Origin of the sequence: Zestomonas insulae, from assembly GCF_016901015.1 — a bacterium.
GTDB classification, from domain to species: domain Bacteria; phylum Pseudomonadota; class Gammaproteobacteria; order Pseudomonadales; family Pseudomonadaceae; genus Aquipseudomonas; species Aquipseudomonas insulae.
This window is the reverse complement of record NZ_JAFEUP010000001.1, coordinates 1,105,061-1,121,140: the sequence shown is the minus strand read 5'-3', so window position 1 is coordinate 1,121,140 and position 16,080 is coordinate 1,105,061. Positions and strand designations below refer to the sequence as shown.

Sequence of the window (16,080 nt, the reverse complement as noted above, 5' to 3'; positions counted from 1 at the left end):
CGCGCCGTTACGGCGTGGCCGGCGCCGGCAGGCTCAGATCCAGCTTGGCCGCCGGCGCCGCGGCCGGTTTGGCCTGCGCCAGTTGCTGTTCGATATCACCCTGGATCGTCGCCAGCACCGGCAGCAGTTCCGCCATGCTGGCGCGCACCTCGGCGTCCGGGTGCTGCTGGGCCAGCTCGCCGACCCGCGCCAGCAGTTGCGGGCGGATGTCGGCGTCGAGGTGGACGAACAGCTCGGGCAGCTGCTTGCCCAGTTCGGCGGCATACAGGGCGATGTCGTCCTGGTTGAACTGGCGGGTCAGGCCCAGGTAGTCGAGCGCGCTGGAGGTCAGCATGGCCGCCGCGGCCTTGGTCTCGCGCAGGCCCTGCAGGCGCACCGGGTTGCGCTGCTCCTTCTGCGACAGGGTCATCCAGAACTCGGTGGTGAGGGTGAACAGCACCGCCTGCTCGCGCAGCGAATAGGTCATCAAACCGAGCGCTTCGGCGCCGTAGGGCTGCTGCGCGGCACGGAAATCGAAGTACAGGCGCATCAGCTCCTTGAGCTGGAACAGCACCTCGCGCGCTTCGTTCTGGCGCAGCTCCAGCGGCGCGTAGATGTTCAGCTGCGGGCGCAGGTTGTCTTCGCTGACCATGCGCCGGTAGATCGGTCCGGTGAATTCGCCGCTGCGCCGCGGCAGGGCGTTGGCCTGGCTGGTGTCGACCTGCTGCAGCGCCTCGAGCAATTGCCGGTACTGCGCGCTGCCCCACGGCTTGTCGAGGTCGGGGATCTTCTGGCCGAGGTAGAACAGCTCGGCCGCCGACAGCGGGCGCAGCAGAACCAGCAAAAGGATGGCCAGCGGCCAGAGCAGGTGGCGTGATAGCGTCATCGCGAAACAGAATCCGGCAGCGGACGGGCAGGTCTGCAGAGTAGCGAGCCCGCCTGTCGCCGTCACCCTGAGCCTTGGTTGGGAACGACGATGGAAGTGGCAGGCGAGCTGGGCGCGGTGCGGGCGGTGTTCGAGGACCTCGGCGGTCACGACGTGCTGCTGCGCCAGGGCGAGGGCGCGGAGGGGCCGCTGGTCGGCCATCTGCAGCGTACCAATATCCAGCTGGCGGCGATCCCGGTGTTCGTCCGCAAGGGTCTGGCCGAGACCACGGTCAACGACCTGCTGGAAGCGGCCAAGGTGTCGCGGCGCACCTTCTACAAGTACTTCGCCAACAAGATCGAGGTGCTCGAAGGCATCTACCGCACCTCGGTGCTGCTCCTGCTCAGCCGCTTCCGCGAGCTGGAGCACGGCGCCGGCAACGCGCAGGCCTGGTTGCAGCGCATGGTCGACTGCTTCTTCGAGTATCACTTGGCGGTCGGCCCGATCATCCGCCTGATGCAGGAAGAGGCGCTGCGCGCCGACTCGCCGCTGGCGCCGCACCGTCAGCGCGCCCATCAGGAAATGGTCCGTCTGCTGCGCGAACGCCTGGAGTCGCAGGACGAGCAGCAGGACCCGCTGCTCTCGCACACGCTGATCTGGGCGATGGAAGCCGCCTCACTCGACCTGCTGGTGCGCCAGGCGCCGCGCAGCGAGATCGAGCACGCCAAGCAGGTGCTCGGAGCTCTGGTCAGCAGCGCCCTCTGTCTGCGCTCAACCTAGGTTGGGCGGGCAAGCGCGGCGCCGCGTGCTTTGCTAGGCGCCTCAACAAGAACAATGCCCGAGGTGCCCGCATGTCCGCTTCCAGCCTTACCCTCCATCCGCCGCTGGCCGGCGGATTCGCCCGCCTGGGCTTCGGTGCCTTGCCGCTCGAGCGCCTCAAGGCGCGTTACGCCCATGTCGACAGCGGCTCGCGCTTCATCGAGTTGGACGGCTTCAACGTCCACTACCGCGACGAAGGCAGCCGCGACAAGCCGGTGCTGGTGCTGATCCACGGGGTGATGGCTTCGCTGCACACCTGGGACGGCTGGGTGCAGGCGTTCGCCGCGCACTATCGGATCATCCGCTTCGACGTGCCCGGCTTCGGCCTCACCGGGCCGGCGCGCGACGGCGTGTACAACGCCGAGCGGATGACGGCGATCTTCGCCCAACTGCTCGACTACCTCGGAGTGAACAAGGCCGACGTGGTCGGCAACTCGCTGGGCGGCTACATCGCCTGGAACTTCGCCCTGGCCCAGCCGCAGCGGGTCGGCAAGCTGATCCTGGTCGACCCGGCCGGCTACCACATGCACAAGATGCCGTGGATGATCGCCGCCGCCGCACTGCCCGGCGCCACCGTGGCGATGCCGCTGTGGATGCCGCGCGCGCTGGTGGCGCAGGGCATCAAGGAGGTCTACGGCGAGCCGGGGCGGATCAAGCCGGGGATCATCGACCGCTACTACGACATCAGCCGGCGGCCGGGCAACCGCAAGGCGGCAATGGAAATCTTCCGCGTGCTGATCAAGGTCAACCGCGAAGAACTGCACGGCACCGCGCAGCGGGTGGCGAACCTCAAGGTGCCGACCCTGCTGATGTGGGGCGAGCGCGACCGCTGGATTTCGCCGAAGCACGTGCCGCTCTGGCAGCGCGATGTGCCGGGCATCCAGGTCAAGACCTACCCGGGCGTCGGCCACGTGCCGATGGAGGAAATCCCCGAGCAGAGCGCGGCCGACGCCATGCGTTTCCTGCGCGGCTGAAGCGCAGGGTTGCACCGCCGACGGGCCACTGCGGTGGCCCGTGTGGTTTGCGCAGGCCTGCGGAGTGGCGGGCGCTTGATCGGGATCAACATGCCCGGGGCTGGCTTCGCTAACGTGGCAAGCCATACCGCCAGCCCCGAGCATCGCCATGGCCAAGCCCTTTCCTCTCAACCCCAAGCATCCCGAGCGCATCTGCTGGGGCTGTGACCGCTACTGCGCGGCGCATGACCTGGCCTGCGGCAATGGCGCGGATCGCACCATGCACCCCGCCGAGATGCTCGGTGACGACTGGTATCTGCATGGCGACTGGGGTATCGCCGCGCCGCTGGGCGCCGAGCGGAGCAGTGCCGCCGATGTGACGAGCATTCGCTTGCAACCGCTCGCCAGCTGACCGGCGCCTCGGCCGGCCAGCGACAATCTGCGGGCATAAAAAAAGGCCACACCAGGTGGCCTGAAGGGTAAGCGGAACGGGGCTATCAACCGGCGGCGCGGGCCAGCTCCGGGGCGTCGAATTCGCCGCGGGTCGCGTACAGCAGGTCGAGGTTGTTGTGCTGCCAGGGGTGGAAGTCGGCCTTGAAGAAGTCCAGGTAGGGGCGCAGCAGGGCGCGGAAGATGCCGTCCTTGCCCCACATCCAGCTCAGCCCGTCGCGCCACAGGCGCCAGTTCCACAGCAGGCCATCGCGCTTGAGCATGTGGATCAGGCCGCGATGGGTGTCGAGCATGAAGAAGAAGGTGCCCATCACCATCGCCCGGCGCAACAGTTTGCGGTTGCCGCAGACCTGCTGGTAGACGTCGAAGGCCACCGCCTTGTGCTCGGTCTCTTCCAGCGCGTGCCAGCGCCACAGGCGCTGCAGCACCGGGTGGGCGCCGGCCAGGTAGTCCGGGTGCTTGAGCAGGCCGTCGGCCATGATCGCGGTGATGTGCTCCAGGGCGGCGGTGGCGGCCAGCTGGCGCTTCGCCGAGAACTTCTTCTGGGTGTAGCGGATGCGCACCTGGGCGCGTTTCTCCAGGCGGGTGATGTCGTAGCCGAGGTCACGCAGGCGCGCGCTGTATTCCAGGTGCTCGCGGCTGTGGTGGCCTTCCTGGCCGATGAAGCCGCGGATTTGTTCTTTCAGTACCGGGTCGGTGATCTGGTCGCGGAACTGCCGCACCGAGTCGATGAAGAAGCGCTCGCCATCGGGAAACATCACCGACATGGCGTCGAACAGGTGGGTCTTGAACGCATCGCCGCCGTGCCAGTGGCGCGGGAACGGGTTGGGCAGATCGAAGTCCATGTGCCGCGGACGAATGACCAGGCCTTCTGGGGTGGTGCTTGCCATGGAGGACTCCCTGAGTCGTTGTTGATCCATGGCCGCACTATGCGGACCGGGCCGGAAGCGGCAAAGGTCAGCTCCAGCCAATCTGCGAGTCATTTGCGGCCAGGCAGGGGTGCCGCACGCCAGTCCGCCCGCGCTGGGCGGGCGGCCGGCAAGACAGGCGCAGGGTAGGGCGGTGCGATCAGGCCACGTCGGCCGGCGGTGCGTCGAACTGGCGGCGGTACTGCTCGACCAGGTGCTGGTTGTCGTGCTGCCAGGGGTGGAAGTCGCGGCGGTAGAAGTCCAGGTAGACCCTGAGCAGCGGGCGGAAGATGCCCTCGCGCCCCCACATCCAGCGCAGCCCGTCGCGCCACACCCGCCAGTTCCACAGCAGGCCGTCGCGCTTGAGCATGTGCACCAGCCCGCGGAAGGTGTCCTGAGTGAAGAAGAAAGTGCTCTGCAGCATCGCCCGGCGACGCAGCCAGGGGCTGCCGCAGACCTGCTGGTAGACGTCGAAGGCCACCGCCTTGTGCTCGGTTTCCTCCAGCGCGTGCCAGCGCCACAGCTGCGCCAGTGCCGGGTCGGCTCCGGCCAGCCAGCGCGGGTTCTGCAGCACGGCGTCGGCCATGATCGCGGTGAGGTGCTCCACCGAAGTGGTGGCGGCCAGTTGCAGCTCGGGTGACAGGTGCTTGCGGACGAAGCCGAGGCGCCGCTGCAGGCCGCGCTCGAGGTAGTCGATGTCGTAACCGAGGGCGCGCAGGCGCTCGCTGTAGTCGGCGTGCTCGCGGCTGTGATGACCTTCCTGGGCGATGAAGCCGCGAATCTGCTGCTGCAGCAGCGGGTCGTCGATCCGCTCGCGGAACGGTCGCACCGAGTCGATGAAGAAGCGTTCGCCGTCGGGGAACAGCACCGACATGGCATCGAAGAAATGGCTCTTGAACGCGTCGCCGCTGTGCCAGTGCCTTGGCATCGGCGTCGGCAGGCCGAAATCCGGTTGTCGCGGGTGGATTTCCAAACCTTTAGGTGTGGTACTGGGCATACGCACTCCCTCGATAATCAGATATCGCTGTCCCGACTATGCGCTCGCCGGTTCGGGACGAACAAGGCAAATGTGGCCAAGTGTCCCGTCATATCCGGCCACGTCGACCTTCATAACAAGAAGAGCAGTCGGTTATGAAACAGTCCCTCAATTTTGCTGCCGAACTGGTTCCGCTGGCCTACGTCGAGGCGCTGCTGGCGCTGGCCGGCGAGTGGGGCATCGGCCGTGACGAAGTGCTCGCCGCCGCGCGGCTGCGCCCGGAAGTGCTGGGCAATCCCAACGGGCGCCTGTCGTTCCTCGACTTCAACCTGCTGGTCAGCGCGGTGATGCTGCGCTGCGACGAGCCGGCGCTGGGCCTGGTGCTCGGCCAGCGCCTCAACGTCTCGACGCACGGCATCCTCGGTTACGCGGTGCTGTCCAGCGCCAACCTGGGCAAGGCGATCCAGTTCGCCCTGCGCTACTACCGGGTGCTTGGCCTGGCGTTCGAGTTGGAGATGGTCGAGGTCGGCGAACGCGTCGAACTGCGCGCCAGCGAGTCGATGCCGCTCGGTGCGCTGGAGCGCTTCGCCGCCGAGGGCCTGCTGACCAGCCTGTTCACCATCGCCCGCTTCCTGGTTGGCGAGGAGCTGCGCGAGGTGCAGGTCGGCTTCGCCTACGGGCCGCCGTCCTACGCCGCGCGCTACCAGTCGGTGTTCGGCAACGCGGTGGCGTTCGACCAGCCGTACCACCGCCTGAGCCTGCCGCGCGACTACCTGGAGCGCTCCATGGCGCTGGCCAATCCGGCCACCGTGCAGATGTGCGAGCAGCAGTGCGAGGCGATTCTGGCCAGTCTCGATGTCCAGGATGGCCTGCTCACCCGGGTGCGCCGCCTGCTGCTGGCGCGTCCCGGCGACTTCCCCGATCTCGACAGCGCCGCCCACGCCCTGCACACCAGCGGCCGCAGCCTGCGTCGCCACCTGGCGCTGATGGGCACCAGCTACCAGCAGGTGCTCGATGACGTGCGCAAGCGCCTGGCCCTGGAGTACCTCGGCACCACCCATCTGCCGCTGTTCGAAGTGGCCAGCCTGCTCGGTTTCAGCGACCCGTCGAACTTCCGCCGGGCGTTCAAGAAGTGGACCGGCAAGCTGCCCAGCGACTATCGCGACGACGCCCGCTGACGGACGCGGTACGAGACGCTAGGCTGCGGAAACCTGTCGTTCTCCGGAGTATCGCCGTCGATGTCGTCCGCCAACCGCCTGGCGACCCTTTATGGCGTCGTGGCGATCGTGCTGTGGAGCACCATCGTCGGCCTGATTCGCAGCGTCACCGAACAGCTCGGCGCGTACGGCGGCGCGGCGCTGATCTACACGGTCGGCGCCGCCCTGCTGCTGGTGCTGCTCGGCCGCCCGCGGCTGCGCAGTTTCTCGCGAGGTTACCTGGCGGCGGCCGGCGCGCTGTTCGTGGTCTACGAGTTCTGCCTGTCGCTGTCGCTGGGCTTCGCCCAGAGCCGCGCGCAGGCCATCGAAGTGGCGATCGTCAACTACCTGTGGCCGTGCTTCACCGTCCTGCTGGCGATCGCCGTCAACCGCCAGCCGGTGCGCTGGATGATCGTGCCCGGCGTGCTGCTGGCGCTCGCTGGCATTGCCTGGGTGGTCGGCGGCGAGGCCGGCCTGTCGGTCGCCGGGGTGCAGGCCAACGTCGCCGCCAATCCTTTGAGCTACGGCCTGGCGTTCGTCGGCGCGGTGCTGTGGGCCTGCTACTGCGCGGTCACCAGCCGCTACTCAAAGGGCGGCAATGGCGTCGCGCTGTTCTTCAGCCTCACCGCGCTGGCCATGTGGGGTGCCTACGGCCTGAGCAACGAGCCGGCGCTGCAGCTGACCCTGCCGGTGAGCCTCGAACTGCTGGCCGCCGGCTCGGCGACGGCGGTCGGCTACGCGCTGTGGAACGTCGGCATCGTGCGCGGCAACCTGACCCTGCTGGCTACTGCGTCGAACTTCACCCCGGTGCTGTCGACGCTGTTCGCCGCGGTGTGGCTCAGTACCCAGCTGTCGCTGGCGTTCTGGCAGGGCGTGGCGATGGTCTGCCTCGGCTCGCTGCTGTGCTGGCTGGCGACCCGCGGGGCAGGCCGGGCGACGGGTTGAACTGCGCCGCCAATGGCGTCACGCTTGGCGCCTTTGCGCACTCCCTTTCTTCGCAGGTCCTCCCATGCAAGCCGAAACCCCCGCCCTGATTCGCGAAACCTTCCCGGTCGGCCCGTTGCAGTGCAACTGCACGATCATCGGTGATCCGGTGAGCAAGAAGGCCATCGTCGTCGACCCGGGCGGCAATCCCGACCTGATCATGGCGCGCCTCGAAGCCCACGGGCTGAAGGTGGTGAGCATCATCCACACCCACGCGCACCTCGATCATTTCCTCGCCTCCGGGCAGATGAAGGAAAAGACCGGCGCCACCTTGCACCTGCACCAGGGCGACCAGTTCCTCTGGGACAACCTGGAGATGCAGTGCAACATGTTCGGCGTGCCCTACACCCCGGTGCCGGCGCCTGATCAGTGGCTGAAGGACGACGAGGAACTGGCCTGCGGCTGCGGCGTGGCGCTGCACACCCCGGGGCATACACCGGGCTCGATGAGCTTCTGGTTCCCCGAGGCCAAGCTGCTGATCGCCGGCGACACGCTGTTCAAGCGCGGCATCGGCCGCACCGACCTGTGGGGCGGTGATTACGCGACCATCGAACGGTCGATCAAGCAGCGCCTGTACAGCCTCGACGAGGAGGCCACGGTGGTCACCGGCCATGGTCCGGACACCCGACTGGGCGACGAGATGCGGGAAAATCCGTTTATCCGCGCGTAACGCGCTCACGGAATTTTTCACCTTTGTTGCGCTCTAATTGCGGCAGCCCCCAGAGGCTGTACACACCCCAGGAGTACTCATTCATGTTTATCTCGCGTCGCCTGATTGTCGCCGCTACCGCAGTCGCGCTGCTTGCCGGCTGTGCCTCGCAGAATCCCTATGACGCCCCGCAGCAGAGCTCCGGCGGCGTCAGCAAGACCGCCAAGTACGGTGGTCTCGGCGCCCTGGCTGGCGCAGTCGCCGGCGCGGCGATCAACCACGACAACCGTGGCAAGGGCGCGCTGATCGGCGCCGCAGTGGCCGGTGCGGCCGGTGCCGGCTACGGCTACTACGCCGACAAGCAGGAAGAAGAGCTGCGCCGCAGCATGCAGGGCACCGGCGTGGAAGTGCAGCGCCAGGGCGACACCATCCAGCTGATCATGCCGGGCAACATCACCTTCGCCACCGACTCGGCGAACATCGCCAACAGCTTCTACAGCCCGCTGAACAACCTGGCCAACTCGTTCAAGCAGTACAACCAGAACAGCATCGAAGTGATCGGCTACACCGACAGCACCGGCAGCCGCGCGCACAACATGGACCTGTCGCAGCGCCGCGCGCAGAGCGTGGCCGGCTACCTGACCGCCCAAGGCGTCGACGCCTCGCGCGTCAGCACCCGCGGCATGGGCCCTGATCAGCCGATTGCCAGCAACGCCACGCCCGATGGCCGCGCGCAGAACCGCCGGGTGGAAGTCACCCTGCGCCCGCTGCCTGGCGCCCAGGGTGCGCAAGTGCAGTAAGCGCTACGCCCATGAAAAAGCCCGCCGATTGGCGGGCTTTTTTGTGTGCCGTCGTTTGTTGGTTCCCCGTCTGCGCGGGGATGACGGAGCGTTCGCCATTCCCGCGTAGGCGGGAATCCAGAGGAGGCGAAGTCCTCAGCGCTTAGCTGGAAACTCGCGGTGCAGGGTGGCCAGTTCGTGGTCCTTGGCTTCCCATAGCTGGTTGACCCACTGCTGGAACTCCAGGCGGTAGGTTTCGTCCTCGTTGTAGTCCTTGCCGAGGAACTGCGCGGGAATGTCCTGGCGGTGATAGCGCACCACCACCTGACGCACCTTGCCGCTGAGGAAGTCCCAGAAGCTCGGGTTGCCGTCCGGGTAATGAATGGTGATGTTGACCAGAGACTTCAGCTGGTTGCCCATCGCATCGAGGACGAACGCCACGCCGCCGGCCTTGGGCTTCAGCAGGTAGCGGAACGGCGAGTTCTGCTGGTCGTGCTTGGCCTGGGTGAAGCGGGTGCCTTCGAGGAAGTTGAAGATCGCCACCGGCACGTCGCGGTAGCGCTCGCAGGCGCGGCGGGTGGTGCGTGTGTCTTCGCCACGCTTCTCCGGATGGCGCTCCAGATAGGCCTTGGAGTAGCGCTTCATGAACGGGAACTCCAGCGCCCACCAGCACAGGCCGATCACCGGCACCCAGATCAGCTCCTGCTTGAGGAAGAACTTGAAGAACGGCATGCGCTTGTTCAGCGTGTGCTGCAGCACGAGGATGTCGACCCAACTCTGGTGGTTGCTGGTCACCAGGTACCAGCCGTCGTGCTTGAGCTGTTCGCGGCCGTTGAGGTTCCAGTCGGTCTTCTGCACCAGCCACATCCAGGCGCTGTTGCAGGTGATCCAGGCTTCGGCGATCCAGTTGGAGGCTTGGCTGCAGGCCCGGCGCATCGACTTGACCGGCACGCACAGCTTGACCAGCGCGATGAGGAACAGGAACCAGCACCAGAACAGGGTGTTGGCGAACAGCAGCAGCATGGCCAGGGTGCCGCGCAGCGGGGCAGGCAGAAAGCTCAGCATGAGGGACTCAAGCCTCTAAATGGGGCGGGCATGCAGCACGCCGCGGGTCGGTGAAAGGTGGCCGCAGTCCATGGCCGAAGGGTTTTTCGCGCGCAATAGTTAACGCTTGTGCACTCAACTGCAAGCCTGCTCTTGGACCGGCCGGTCATGTCCACCCGCTCAGGCCTTGGCGGCGGCCTGGATGGCGGTCAGCGCGATGGTGTAGACGATGTCGTTGACCAGCGCGCCGCGTGACAGGTCGTTCACCGGCTTGCGCAGGCCCTGCAGCATCGGCCCGACGCTGACGCAATTGGCGCTGCGCTGCACCGCCTTGTAGGTGGTGTTGCCGGTGTTCAGGTCAGGGAACACGAACACCGTGGCGCGCCCGGCCACCGGGCTGTCCGGTGCCTTCTGCCGGCCGACGCTGGCGATCGCCGCGGCGTCATACTGCAGCGGGCCGTCGAGCAACAGCTGTGGCTGCGCCTGGCGCGCCAGGCGCGTGGCCTGGCGGACCTTCTCGACTTCCTCGCCGCTGCCGGAATCGCCGGTGGAGTAGCTGAGCATCGCCACCCGCGGCTCGATGCCGAACGCCTGCGCCGACTCGGCGCTCTGCAGGGCGATCTCGGCGAGCTCCTCGGCGCTCGGGTCGGGGTTCACCGCGCAGTCGCCGTAGACCACCACCTGATCGGGCAGCAGCATGAAGAACACCGAGGACACCAACTGATAGCCCGGCGCGGTCTTGATCAACTGCAGCGCCGGGCGAATGGTGTTGGCGGTGGTGTGGATGGCGCCGCTGACCAGGCCGTCGACCTCGTCGAGGGCGAGCATCATGGTGCCGAGCATCACCGTGTCGTCGAGCTGGGCCAGCGCCATCGGCGCATTCAGGCCCTTGCTCTTGCGCAGCTCGACCATCGGCGCGACGTAGCGCTCGCGGATCAGGTCGGGGTCGAGGATTTCCAGGCCCGGCGGCAGGCTGATGCCGTGCGCGCTGGCCACCGCGCGCACCTCGTCGGGCTTGGCCAGCAGCACGCAGCGGGCGATGCCGCGCGCCTGGCAGATCGCCGCCGCCTGTACGGTGCGCGGCTCGCTGCCTTCCGGCAGGACAATGCGCTTGTCGGCCGCCTGGGCGCGCTTGACCAACTGGTAGCGGAACGCCGGCGGCGACATGCGCAGCTCGCGCGGCTCGCCGCAGCGCGCGCGCAGCCATTCGTAGTCGATGTGCCCGGCGACGAAGTCGGCGACCCGCTCGGCGCGCTCGCGGTCGTCGACCGGGATTTCCTTGTTCAGCCGGTTGAGGTTGGTCGCCGTGTCGTACGAGCCGGTCTGCACGGTGAGCACCGGCAGGCCGCTCTGCAGCGCGCCGCGGCACAGCTCCATGATCCGCGCATCGGGCTGGAAGTCGCTGCACAGCAGCAGGCCGGCCAGCGGCACGCCATTCATCGAGGCCAGGCTGGCAGCGAGGATGATGTCGTCACGGTCGCCGGGGGTGACCACCAGCACACCGGGCTTGAGCAGCTGCACGGTGTTGGCCACGGCCCGCGCGCAGAGCACGATGTTGAGCATGCGCCGCTGCTCGTAGTCGCCGGCGTTGATCACCCGCGCGCCGAGCAGGTCGGCGATGTCGCGCGTGCGCGGGGCGTTCAGCTCGGCTTGCCAGGGAATGCAGCCGAGCAGGCGGAAGCTTTCGTTGCGCAGCAGCGGCGAGAGTTCGTGCAGGCGCGCGCTGAACGCCGCGAGGCCGCCGGCATCGCGCACCTTGTTGATGATCACGCCGAGCACTTTCGGGTCCTGCGGGCCGCCGAACAGCTGCGCCTGGATCTCGATGCGGTCGGCCAGCTCGCTGAGCGGTTCGTCCTCCGGCGCCGAGACCAGGATCACCTCCGCATCCAGGCTCTTGGCCAGGTGGAAATTGACCCGCGCCGCGTAGCTGGCGTGGCGGGTCGGCACCATGCCTTCGACGATCACCACGTCCTTATCCTGCGCGGCCTGCTGGTAGAGGCTGATGATCTCCTCGAGCAGCTCGTCGAGCTGGCCGTCGCCGAGCATCCGCTCGACCTGGCTGAGCGCCAGCGGCTTGGGCGAATCCAGGCCATGGGTGCGGGCGATCAGCTCACTGGAACGCTCCGGGCCGAGGTCGCCGGCATGCGGCTGGGCGATCGGCTTGAAGAAGCCGACCTTGAGCCCGGCGCGTTCCAGCGCCCCGACCAGGCCGAGGCTGGTGGAGGTGAGGCCGACGCCGAAGCCGGTGGGGGCGAGGAAGAAGGTTTGCATGGCGCTTCCTTGGGCAAAACGAAAAAGGGTCAGTGGTCGAGCAGGGTCAGGGTGTCGAGGGCGATCTGCCGCTCCTCGTTGGTCGGCACCACCAGTACGCGCGGATGCCCCTGGGTGTGAATCGCCCCGGCCACGCCGCGGATGCAGCGCGCGTTGGCCGCCTTGTCGAGGCTCAGGTTGAGCAGCTTGAGGTGCGTGACGGTCTTGCTGCGCACCAGCGGCGAGTTCTCGCCGATCCCGCCGGTGAAGATCAGCCCGTCCAGCTGCGGCAGCGCGCAGCTCAGCGCGGCCAGCGATTTCGCCAGCCGATAGCAGAACACCTCGATGGCCAGGGTCGCCCCGGCGTGCCCCTGGTCGCGCGCCTGCTCGAGGCTGCGCATGTCGTTGGACAGCCCGGACAGGCCGAGCAGGCCGCTCTCGTGATTGAGCAGGCGCTCGATGCGCTCCAGGCTCCAGCCCAGGCTGCGGTTCAGGTGCGCGTGCAGGTTGGGGTCGACGTCGCCGCTGCGGGTGCCCATCGCCAGGCCCTCCAGCGGCGTCAGGCCCATGCTGGTGTCGCGGCTCTGGCCGTTGACGATGGCGCAGGTCGAGCAGCCATTGCCGAGGTGCGCCGACAGCCAGCTGCTGTCGCCGAACGCCAGCCCGGCCATCTCCGCGGCACGGTGGCTGACGTAGCGGTGGCTGGTGCCGTGGAAGCCGTAGCGGCGCAGGCCATGCTCGCGGTACAGGCTTTCCGGCAGGGCATAGCGGAAGGCGTGCTCGGGCAGGGTCTGGTGGAACGCGGTGTCGAACACCGCCACCTGCGGCAGGGTCGGGTAGAGCTTCAGCGCGGCTTCGATTCCGAGCAGGTTGGCCGGGTTGTGCAGCGGCGCGAGCGGCGCGGTGGCGCGGATCGCTTCGAGCACCTGGGCATCGATGCGATGGGCGCGGGTGAAGCGTTCGCCGCCGTGCACCACGCGATGGCCGATGCCGTGCAGCTTGCCGCCGGCGGCGCCCTGCACCAGCGGCAGCAGCTGGGCGAGGGCGGCGCGGTGGTCGGCGCCGGGAATCATCAGGCTGTCCTGCTCGCCGCCGCGCTGCCAGCGCAGCAACGCTTCCGGGTGGCCGAGGCGTTCGGCGATGCCGCTCAGGGCGAACTGCGAATGGGCCTCGTTGACCAGCGCGAACTTGATCGACGAACTGCCGCAATTGATGACCAGAATATTGCGTGCCGGCATGCTCAGAACTCCTTGTCGGCGGTGACTTCCTGGGCGCACCAGCCACAGGCAAAAGCCTCGCCGATGCGCGCCGCGCGGGCTTCGGCGTCCTGCGTCCAGGGCCGCGATTGCCACGGCGGCAGGTGGCGCATGTGCTGAGTATGGCCGCACGACAGCTCCGCCACCCAATGGCCTTCCTCGTCCTGGTGAAAACCGACGATGCGGGCGCTGGCGTGGGCATTCCGTCCGTCCGTGGGCGGGTCGCTTTCGCCCGGAGCGTTGGTTAAACTTGCCCGTTCATCATTCTTTCGCAAAGGTTCGCCCTCATGCTGATCGCCGACAACAAGGCTGTCTCCATCGACTATACCCTCACCAACGACGCCGGCGAGGTCATCGACAGCTCCGCAGGCGGCGCGCCGCTGGTCTACCTGCACGGCACCGGCAACATCATCGTCGGCCTGGAAAAGGCCCTGGTCGGCAAGCAAGCCGGCGACGAACTGGACGTCAGCATCGAGCCGGAAGAAGCCTACGGCGAGTACAGCGCCGAGCTGGTCAGCACCCTGAACCGCAGCATGTTCGAAGGCGTCGATGAGCTGGAAGTGGGCATGCAGTTCCACGCTTCCGCACCGAACGGCGGCATGCAGATCGTCACCATCCGCGACATCGACGGCGACGACGTGACCGTCGACGGCAACCACCCGCTGGCCGGCCAGCGCCTGAACTTCAAGGTCAAGGTGGTCGCTGTGCGTGACGCCAGCGCCGAAGAAATCGCCCACGGTCATATCCACGGCGAAGGTGGTCACCACCACTAAGCAGCGCGTCGCGATCCCGCTAGCGAGATCGCATCAGCGCGGATTCAGCTGCTAAGCTGAATTCACCGGAAAGGCGCCTGCGGGCGCCTTTTTTGTCCGTTATGGGGAGATCGACATGAGTGCCTTTCACGACATCAATCTTCATGCGCTGGGTGGCGAGGACCTGCCGCTGGCGCCCTTCAAGGGCCAGGTGGTGCTGGTGGTGAATGTCGCTTCGAAATGCGGGCTGACCCCGCAGTACGCCGGCCTGGAAAACCTCTATCAGGCGTACCGCGAGCAGGGCTTCAGCGTGCTTGGCCTGCCGTGCAACCAGTTTGCCGGTCAGGAGCCGGGCAGCGAGGAGGAGATCCGCGAGTTCTGCAGCCTGAACTACGGCGTGAGCTTCCCGCTGGCCAGCAAGCTCGAGGTCAACGGCCCGGCGCGCCATCCGCTGTACCGTCTGCTTGCCGGTGAGGGCGCCGAGTTCCCCGGCGACATCACCTGGAATTTCGAGAAGTTCCTGGTCGGCAAGGACGGCCGCGTGCTGGCGCGCTTCTCGCCGCGCACCGCGCCGGACGATCCGGCGCTGGTCCAGGCCATCGAGAAAGCCCTCGCCTGACCCCCGCGCTCCCAGCCTTCCCGGCTGGGAGCAGGCCATTTGCGCCAAACTCGCCTGCCTTTCCTGCCCTGCGGTTGTTGTCGATTCCACTCAGCGGCTTAATTGAGCCCTTGCCCAAGGAATCCGCCCATGACCAGCTTCCCCTCCGATGAATCTGTGGCCCTGGCTTCGCCGGCGGCTTTGCGCGCCTTGATCGAAAGCCGTCGCTCGGTGCGCCGTTTCACCGCCGAAGCGGTGCCCGACGAAGTGATTCGCGACTGCCTGGGCATGGCCGTGCTGGCGCCCAACTCGTGCAACCTGCAGCCGTGGAGTTTCCAGGTGATTCGCGACGAGGCGCTGCGCCAGCGGCTGGTGCCGGTGTGCATGGGCCAGAACGCCGCCAAGGCGCCGCTGCTGATCGCCGTGCTGGCGCGCCCGGACACCTGGCGCGAGGCCTGTGACAAGGTTCTGGAGTACTGGCCGCAGGAGAAAATCCCGGAGATCACCCGCAAGTTCTATTCCGGCACCGCGCAGTTCCAGTACAACCAGGGGCCGTTCGGCCTGCTCGGTCTGTTCAAGCGCCAGCTGGTGCGGATCGTCGGTCTGCGTAGGGCGCTGATGCGCAAGCCGAACAGCCGCGCCGACATGCGCATCTGGGCGGTGAAGTCCACGGCCCTGGCGGCGGAGAACCTGATGCTGGCCTTCCAGAGCCACGGCTATGCCACGTGCCCGATGGAAGGCTTCGACGAGGTGCGCCTGCGCAAGGTGCTCGACCTCCCGCGCCAGGCCATCCCGATCATGATCCTCGCGGTCGGCCGGCAGGGCGAGAAGGGCGTCTACAACTCGCGCCTGCGCTTCCCGCTGGAGCAGCACGTGACTTGGCTGTAGGAGCGAATTCATTCGCGATCAACCGGCGTCGCCGGACGAACCCCATCGCGAATGAATTCGCTCCTACATGGGCAGTGATCACCGTCATCAATAGTGCTTGGCGGGCGAGACGACCGGTCATATTCTTGCCGCTATGAATACATCGACCCGACTCGACAAGCGTGACCTGATCCTCGCCAAAGGCGCCGAGGTGATGACCCGCCGCGGTTATCACGGCACCGGCGTGCAGGAGATCGTCCAGGCCGCTGGCATCCCCAAGGGCTCGTTCTACCACTACTTCGCCAGCAAGGAAGACTTCGCCCTGCAGGCCCTCGAGCACGTCTACACCCCGCGCCTGCAGCGCTACGCGCAGGCCCTGGGCAATCCGCAGCTGAGCCCGCGGACGCGCATCGTTGCCTACTACCGCGAGTTGCTGGCGCACTTCGAGCAGCAGGAAAAGCTCGAGTACCACTGCTTCATCGGCAGCCTGAGCTTCGAGATGGCGGAACTGCTGCCGGCCATCGGCACGCAGGTCGAGGCGGTGCTGCAGCGTTCCGAAAACATCCTCCAGCAGTGTCTGGAAGAAGCCCGTGCGGCCGGTGAACTGGCTGCCGAGGAAGATTGCGCCGGCCTGGCGGCCTTCATCGCCAATGCCTGGCAGGGTGTGCTGACCCGCCTCAAGGTCGGCAATACCGCCCCGATGCACGCGTTTGTCGACCGCCTGGAGCGTTTGCTGCAGGCCTGATTTTTTAAAA

General features: G+C 67.1%; 18 protein-coding genes. 11 read left to right on the top strand and 7 right to left on the bottom strand.

The features are described 5' to 3' along the window. Positions 1-7: 7 nt before the first annotated feature. Positions 8-865, bottom strand: a complete 858-nt coding sequence (locus JQX08_RS05405; RefSeq protein WP_204915218.1) for a hypothetical protein — start codon at positions 863-865, stop codon at positions 8-10. 90 nt (positions 866-955) lie between these two features. On the opposite strand from JQX08_RS05405, the gene JQX08_RS05400 reads away from it, so the two are divergent. The 3 genes from JQX08_RS05400 (at position 956) to JQX08_RS05390 (ending at position 3,028) form a co-directional block, all read left to right on the top strand. Next, on the top strand, positions 956-1,624 hold the full coding sequence (locus JQX08_RS05400; RefSeq protein WP_204915217.1) for a TetR/AcrR family transcriptional regulator: 669 nt from the start codon (positions 956-958) through the stop codon (positions 1,622-1,624). 71 nt (positions 1,625-1,695) lie between these two features. Continuing rightward, the gene (locus JQX08_RS05395) at positions 1,696-2,637 is read left to right on the top strand and encodes an alpha/beta fold hydrolase (RefSeq protein WP_204915216.1); all 942 of its coding nucleotides are present in this window, start codon (positions 1,696-1,698) and stop codon (positions 2,635-2,637) included. A gap of 148 nt (positions 2,638-2,785) precedes the next feature. Beyond that, positions 2,786-3,028, top strand: coding sequence for a DUF3079 domain-containing protein (locus JQX08_RS05390; protein WP_204915215.1), 243 nt, complete (start codon positions 2,786-2,788; stop codon positions 3,026-3,028). An 85-nt stretch (positions 3,029-3,113) separates the two neighbouring features. Here JQX08_RS05390 and JQX08_RS05385 read toward each other — a convergent pair whose 3' ends face one another. Beyond that, a complete protein-coding gene (locus JQX08_RS05385; protein WP_204915214.1) occupies positions 3,114-3,956 on the bottom strand; it encodes a metal-dependent hydrolase in 843 nt (280 codons plus the stop codon). A gap of 178 nt (positions 3,957-4,134) precedes the next feature. Continuing rightward, positions 4,135-4,971 (bottom strand): metal-dependent hydrolase, encoded by an 837-nt coding sequence (locus JQX08_RS05380; protein ID WP_204915213.1) that lies wholly within the window; start codon positions 4,969-4,971, stop codon positions 4,135-4,137. A 134-nt stretch (positions 4,972-5,105) separates the two neighbouring features. Here JQX08_RS05380 and JQX08_RS05375 point away from each other — a divergent pair, with 134 nt between their 5' ends. From JQX08_RS05375 to JQX08_RS05360, 4 genes are all read left to right on the top strand, one after another. Further along, positions 5,106-6,128 carry an AraC family transcriptional regulator gene (locus JQX08_RS05375; RefSeq protein ID WP_204915212.1) on the top strand — a complete coding sequence of 341 codons (1,023 nt, stop codon included), beginning with the start codon at positions 5,106-5,108 and terminating at the stop codon, positions 6,126-6,128. A gap of 60 nt (positions 6,129-6,188) precedes the next feature. Further along, the gene (yddG, locus tag JQX08_RS05370; RefSeq protein ID WP_204915211.1) at positions 6,189-7,091 is read left to right on the top strand and encodes an aromatic amino acid DMT transporter YddG; all 903 of its coding nucleotides are present in this window, start codon (positions 6,189-6,191) and stop codon (positions 7,089-7,091) included. 64 nt (positions 7,092-7,155) lie between these two features. Continuing rightward, a complete protein-coding gene (locus JQX08_RS05365) occupies positions 7,156-7,800 on the top strand; it encodes an MBL fold metallo-hydrolase (RefSeq protein ID WP_204915210.1) in 645 nt (214 codons plus the stop codon). Positions 7,801-7,883: 83 nt separating this feature from the next. Continuing rightward, positions 7,884-8,579 carry a YiaD family glycine zipper/OmpA-like lipoprotein gene (locus JQX08_RS05360; RefSeq protein WP_204915209.1) on the top strand — a complete coding sequence of 232 codons (696 nt, stop codon included), beginning with the start codon at positions 7,884-7,886 and terminating at the stop codon, positions 8,577-8,579. Between the two features lie 135 nt (positions 8,580-8,714). Here the strand turns inward: JQX08_RS05360 and yihG are convergent, their stop codons facing one another. From yihG to JQX08_RS05340, 4 genes are all read right to left on the bottom strand, one after another. Beyond that, positions 8,715-9,623, bottom strand: a complete 909-nt coding sequence (yihG, locus tag JQX08_RS05355) for a 1-acylglycerol-3-phosphate O-acyltransferase, YihG family (protein WP_204915208.1) — start codon at positions 9,621-9,623, stop codon at positions 8,715-8,717. A 159-nt stretch (positions 9,624-9,782) separates the two neighbouring features. Then, a complete protein-coding gene (gene pta / locus JQX08_RS05350; protein ID WP_204915207.1) occupies positions 9,783-11,873 on the bottom strand; it encodes a phosphate acetyltransferase in 2,091 nt (696 codons plus the stop codon). Positions 11,874-11,902: 29 nt separating this feature from the next. After that, entirely contained in the window at positions 11,903-13,090 is a 1,188-nt protein-coding gene (locus tag JQX08_RS05345) for an acetate kinase (protein ID WP_204915206.1), read from the bottom strand. A gap of 2 nt (positions 13,091-13,092) precedes the next feature. Further along, entirely contained in the window at positions 13,093-13,383 is a 291-nt protein-coding gene (locus JQX08_RS05340; protein ID WP_204915205.1) for a DUF3565 domain-containing protein, read from the bottom strand. A 12-nt stretch (positions 13,384-13,395) separates the two neighbouring features. Between JQX08_RS05340 and JQX08_RS05335 the strand changes: the two genes are divergently transcribed. From JQX08_RS05335 to JQX08_RS05320, 4 genes are all read left to right on the top strand, one after another. Beyond that, entirely contained in the window at positions 13,396-13,881 is a 486-nt protein-coding gene (locus tag JQX08_RS05335; RefSeq protein ID WP_204915204.1) for an FKBP-type peptidyl-prolyl cis-trans isomerase, read from the top strand. Between the two features lie 115 nt (positions 13,882-13,996). Further along, positions 13,997-14,479 (top strand): glutathione peroxidase, encoded by a 483-nt coding sequence (locus JQX08_RS05330; RefSeq protein ID WP_204915203.1) that lies wholly within the window; start codon positions 13,997-13,999, stop codon positions 14,477-14,479. Between the two features lie 129 nt (positions 14,480-14,608). Beyond that, a complete protein-coding gene (locus JQX08_RS05325; protein ID WP_204915202.1) occupies positions 14,609-15,346 on the top strand; it encodes a nitroreductase family protein in 738 nt (245 codons plus the stop codon). A gap of 133 nt (positions 15,347-15,479) precedes the next feature. Continuing rightward, the gene (locus JQX08_RS05320; RefSeq protein WP_204915201.1) at positions 15,480-16,070 is read left to right on the top strand and encodes a TetR/AcrR family transcriptional regulator; all 591 of its coding nucleotides are present in this window, start codon (positions 15,480-15,482) and stop codon (positions 16,068-16,070) included. The last annotated feature ends 10 nt before the right edge of the window (positions 16,071-16,080 follow it).